This is a genomic window from Microcystis sp. LEGE 08355 (assembly GCF_015207185.1).
Lineage (GTDB): Bacteria > Cyanobacteriota > Cyanobacteriia > Cyanobacteriales > Microcystaceae > Microcystis > Microcystis panniformis.
On the sequence record NZ_JADEXI010000342.1, the window covers coordinates 1 to 5090 of the forward strand.

At 36.8% G+C, this 5090-nt stretch carries 5 protein-coding genes and 1 pseudogene; 3 read left to right on the forward strand and 3 right to left on the reverse strand.

Annotated features, from left to right (window positions below; translation table 11 throughout):
* Positions 1-632: pseudogene (locus IQ242_RS16385) on the reverse strand (transposase family protein); the annotation flags it as partial.
* Positions 633-993: 361 nt separating this feature from the next.
* Here IQ242_RS16385 and IQ242_RS16390 point away from each other — a divergent pair.
* The 3 genes from IQ242_RS16390 (at position 994) to IQ242_RS16400 (ending at position 4074) form a co-directional block, all read left to right on the forward strand.
* Entirely contained in the window at positions 994-1971 is a 978-nt protein-coding gene (locus IQ242_RS16390; RefSeq protein WP_193960694.1) for a WG repeat-containing protein, read from the forward strand.
* Positions 1972-1977: 6 nt separating this feature from the next.
* Positions 1978-2244: a WG repeat-containing protein gene (locus IQ242_RS16395; RefSeq protein ID WP_370583015.1), complete on the forward strand. Its 267-nt coding sequence runs from the start codon at positions 1978-1980 to the stop codon at positions 2242-2244.
* Positions 2245-2517: 273 nt separating this feature from the next.
* Complete coding sequence (locus tag IQ242_RS16400) at positions 2518-4074, forward strand: AAA-like domain-containing protein (RefSeq protein WP_193960696.1); 1557 nt, start codon at positions 2518-2520, stop codon at positions 4072-4074.
* Between the two features lie 129 nt (positions 4075-4203).
* On the opposite strand, the gene IQ242_RS16405 is transcribed toward IQ242_RS16400, so the two are convergent.
* Positions 4204-4488 (reverse strand): DUF4164 domain-containing protein, encoded by a 285-nt coding sequence (locus tag IQ242_RS16405; protein WP_193960697.1) that lies wholly within the window; start codon positions 4486-4488, stop codon positions 4204-4206.
* Between the two features lie 68 nt (positions 4489-4556).
* Positions 4557-5090: MraY family glycosyltransferase (locus IQ242_RS16410; protein WP_228021044.1), on the reverse strand; the 534-nt coding region annotated here is incomplete at its 5' end.

Below are 5090 nucleotides of genomic sequence, written 5' to 3' on the forward strand. Positions count from 1 at the left end.
TTTGCTCTAACACCTCTTTTCCCCACCCTGTAAGCGTTTCTCTCAATTCTTCTTGTGTTCGCTTCTCTAGAATAGCTATTAGTTTTCCCGTATCTAAATTTACTAAAACCGCACAGTAATTTTTTTGTCCTTTGACTAGAGCGATTTAATCAATTCCTAGTCTTTTTAATTTCGATAGGTCTGTCTCTGTAATTTCTTCAGCTATGTCCTCTATCATTCTTTGAATCTCTTCTTCCGTTACGTCATTTCTTCGACTAACATTTAAAATATCTCCTGATTTTAATTGTTCGAGTATATTCTCGGCTAGTCTTTTCGTATAGGTTCGTTTACTGGCGACAAAATCTAACTCTTCGCTAAAGGGTTTTCGACAATTATTGCACTTAAATTGACGACGATTAACTTGTAGGTACACTGGTTGTCCTGAGATTGGTAAATCTTTGACTAAATGTCGATGATTTTGGTGGAGTTTATCGCTCTATAACCCACAATGAGGACAGGACGTTCGGCGAGATCAGTCGAGCCGTTGCTTTTTGATTTTTCGATTCGATTCGGCAAACTATACCGATATTTTCTAGGTGTAGATAGCCTTGAATAGAGGTTCCTTTTAGGTGAAAAAATTTGTCAAGTATCATAAGTAAAATACTCTGGTTTTTGGCCATTATATCAAATTTTAACTCAATTGTCTATCTTTTGGTATTAACCTGTTTGTGCCGTAAGTGTCTCCCTGTATAGATTTCAGCTACTTTTAGGCGTAGGCACTCTCATCGAATTTTATTTTAAGTTAATTATTTGCATAACAATTCCCGAAGAGCCGATTTTGTTAGCACTAACTGGAACAGGTTTACCCACACTGGCTATGTTAATTCATTCACCAATTAGCCACCGTCAATTAATTGCTAAATATCGCCAGTCTGAGGAATCTTTAATCAAGCCATAAAAGATTAAGCTTAAATTGCATTAAATCACGTCAATTGAAAATTAAAAGGTGAATCTATGGCTATGCTATCTCAAAGTGAAAAACAACAAAGTATTAAATTAGCACGTATTGGAGTAGTAATTGGATTATTAATTCCTTTTATGTCTATATTTTTCAGTATTATTTTTGCCCTCACTTCTTATTTAGTGATTGCGCCAAAATTTGATGAAGCTAGTTATTTTCAGGAAGGGTTAGCTAAGGTCAGAATTGGTGATAAATATGGCTATATAGACAAAACAGGGAAAACTGTTATTCCCATACAATTTGATTCGATTGATGTTTATGAATTTCAGGAAGGGTTAGCAAAGGTTAAAATTGGTGGTAAAAGGGGCTATGGTGATAATAAATATGGCTATATAGACAAAACAGGTAAAACTTTTATTACCCCACAGTTTGACAATGCTGATAACTTTCACAAAGGTTTAGCCAAAGTTAGAATTGGTGATAAATATGGCTATGTAGATAAAACAGGGAAAATTAAAATTGTGATTTTACCCACATCTGAAAAAGCTGATTCCTTTGAAGAAGAATTAACACGAGTTCAAGTTGGTGACAACTATGGCTATGTAAATAAAAGAGGAAAAACTATTATTACACCGCAATTTTATAAGGCTGGTACTTTTCATGAAGGATTGGCTTCTGTCGGAAATTATGTTAAGGTGAGTGAGTTTAATAATGAACTCAAAAATGGCTATATAAATAAGACAGGTGAAATTGTTATTCCACTTCAATTTGATGAAGTAGATGACTTTAACAAAGGTTTAGCTAAGGTAAAAATTGATGGTAAATGGGGCTATATAGATAGAACAGGTAAAATTGTTATTGGACTTCAATTTAATGAAGTTGGCGACTTTAGCGAAGGTTTAGCTAAGGTAAAAATTGATGGTAAATGGGGCTATATAGATAGAACAGGTAAAATTGTTATTGGACTTCAATTTAATGAAGTTGGCGACTTTAGCGAAGGTTTAGCTAAGGTTGAAATTGGTGGTAAATGAGGCTATATAGATAGAACAGGTGAAATTGTGATACCACCCACATTTGAAGATAGTGATTATCATATAGTGGGTGATTTTCACAAAGGTTTAGCTAAGGTAAAAATTGATGGTGAATGGGGCTATATAGATAGAACAGGTAAAATGGTCTTAAACTTAGAATTTGAGAAAGATGAATCTGAACCCAAGTCTAAGGAAGCAAAATCTTTACAAGAAGGATTAGAACCACTCCGAATGGGATATAAATATGGTTATATTCGGACTCCTTTAAAGTAGTAATGTAGGTTGGGTTAAGCAATAGCGTAACCCTACAAAGGTTTTAATAAACTAACGGTGAAAATGTCTAAATCAGGATATCCAAGATTTAAGGATTAATTTGATAATTAGCTGATTACCAAACCCCTAAATTTACCTCCCGCAAATGTAAAAATCATACAAATCCCCTTGCTCATACAATAATCGCAACCAGTAAACCTTTTTATAATGTCAGATCATAATTTTTCCAAATAAATGTGTAAACTTAAAGAGTTCACCCACTGCCAAAATACCATGACTCGCTGGTTTAATATTGCCGGTCCATGTAAAGACGATATCCACTATATGTTATCTCCCACAGTACGATTACCAGATTTAGAGGAGCTAATTCAACAACGTAGTTACTTTGTCCTTCACGCACCACGACAAACGGGGAAAACCACCGCCATGTTATCCCTAGCAAAACAACTTACCGATACTGGAAATTATGCCGCAGTCATGGTATCCGTAGAAGTAGGAAGTGCATTTAATCATGATCCTAGTGCCGCAGAATTGGCAATTTTAGGAACTTGGTATGATACAATAAATATTCGCTTACCCAAAGAATTACAACCAGCTGCTAAACAATGGCAACAGGAAGAACCAGGAAATAGAATTAAGGCTCTTTTACAAAGTTGGGCAACATCCTTAAACCGCCCTTTAGTATTATTTATAGATGAAATTGACTCTTTACAAGACCAAACATTAATATCAGTTTTACGACAGTTAAGAGATGGTTTTCCTAACCGTCCAGAAAATTTTCCCTCATCAGTAGGATTAATTGGTTTACGAGATGTGCGAGATTATAAAGTAGCATCGGGAGGTAGTGATAGATTAAATACATCTAGTCCTTTTAATATAAAAGTTGCTTCTCTTACTATGCGAAATTTTAATCTTGCAGAAGTGGGAGAATTATATCAACAACATACAGCAGCAACTGGACAAATTTTCACACCAGAAGCAATAGAAACAGCTGATGATTTAACCCAAGGACAACCTTGGTTAGTCAATGCTTTAGCTAAAGAAATTGTAGAAAAAATGGTAAAAGATAGAAGTATTACTATTACCAAAGAACACATTTTACAAGCTAAGGAAATATTAATAGCTCGTCAAGATACTCATTTAGATAGTTTAGCGGAAAAACTCAGAGAAAAACGAGTGAAAAACATTATTGAACCGATTTTAGCAGGGCAAACCTTACCCGATACCCTAGCAGATGATCGCCAATATTTAATAGATTTAGGACTATTACGACGTGATCCAAGGGGAGGATTAGTTATTTCTAACCCCATTTATCGTGAAGTAATTCCCCGCGTTTTAGTCCAAGGAACTCAAGACAGTTTACCTTTAATTAGTCCTAGTTGGTTGACGGCAAAAGGTGAATTAAATATTGATGCTTTATTAACAGCATTTCTCAAGTTTTGGCGACAACAGGTCGAACCATTATTAAGTAGTGCTGCTTACCATGAAATTGCCCCCCATATTGTATTAATGGCTTTTTTACATCGTGTGGTTAATGGTGGGGGGGTTTTAGAAAGGGAATATGCAATTGGTAGTGATAGAATGGATTTATGTTTGCAGTATAAAGATGTAATTTTAGGGATTGAATTAAAAGTATGGCGGGATAAAAAACGCAATCCCCAAGCTGATGGAATTGAACAATTAGAATCTTATTTAGCACGTTTGGGTTTAGATTTTGGTTGGTTATTTATCTTTGATAGACGGAAAAATGCCTTACCAATGGAAGAAAGGTTATCAACTGAAGTTGTGGTGACAGAAAATCAATATAGAATTACTGTGATTAGGGCATGAGTTTTATATTTTTTGTTTGACGCAGAGGCGCTACAGTCGCAGAGAGGAGAACGGAAAGAGGGATTTTTGCAGATCATTTTTCTCTGTATCCTTGAAAATTGTAGAGTAAACAAAGACTAAGGACAACTTTTAGGGATTAGGGAAAAAGACGATTTTTACCAGAATGCCTAGTATTCCTGTCACCAAAATTCCGACAATGCCAAGAAATCCATTAGTGGTAATATTCACCCGTGCATTCAGGTCATCAATACGCTTTTCTATTTCCATAACTTTAGAATCTAGGGCTTTAATATCCCCTCTTATTTCTGATTGTCCTATCTCTAGCTTATTAACATCTCTTTGTAAAGAGTCGATTTTTCCCTCAATTCTTGTCAGGACTGCTTCTAGGGAATAAGTTACGGTTTCGTTAGACATTTTGCTAAACTCCCAGAGTTATCCTGCCGCTATCTTAATTATTAATCTTTTTTCTAGTTTAAGATGGCTTACGGTTCACTGCCACGATTGCGCCAGACTTGCCAACCGACGTAACCGAGGAGGAGAGTCGCACCAAAGGCAAAACCCCAACCACTGGGAACATTGGAGAAACCGAGGGCTAAACTGCCCACCCAGAGGGTTAGGGCGTAGATAAATAATACTGTCAGACGGTGAGAGATACCAGCTTTCAGTAAACGATGGTGTAAATGACGTTTATCAGCCACAAAAGGGGATTTTCCGCGTTTGAGACGGGAAATAATCACCGTGGACATATCGAGGAGAGGAACCGCGAGGATGAGATAGGGTAGTAAGACGGCGGTAACGGCAACAGTAGTCACAGCAGTGGTTTTAGCCAATCCAATCACCGCCACACCCGCCAGGGTAAAACCCATAAAATAGGCCCCACCATCCCCCATAAAAATTTGAGCGGGGTTAAAATTGTAACGCAGAAAACCCAAGGCCCCACCCGCTAAAGCGGCGGCGATAATAGCGGCGGCCGGTTGTCCCATCACCAAAGTTACAATCAAAATAACCACGGCAGA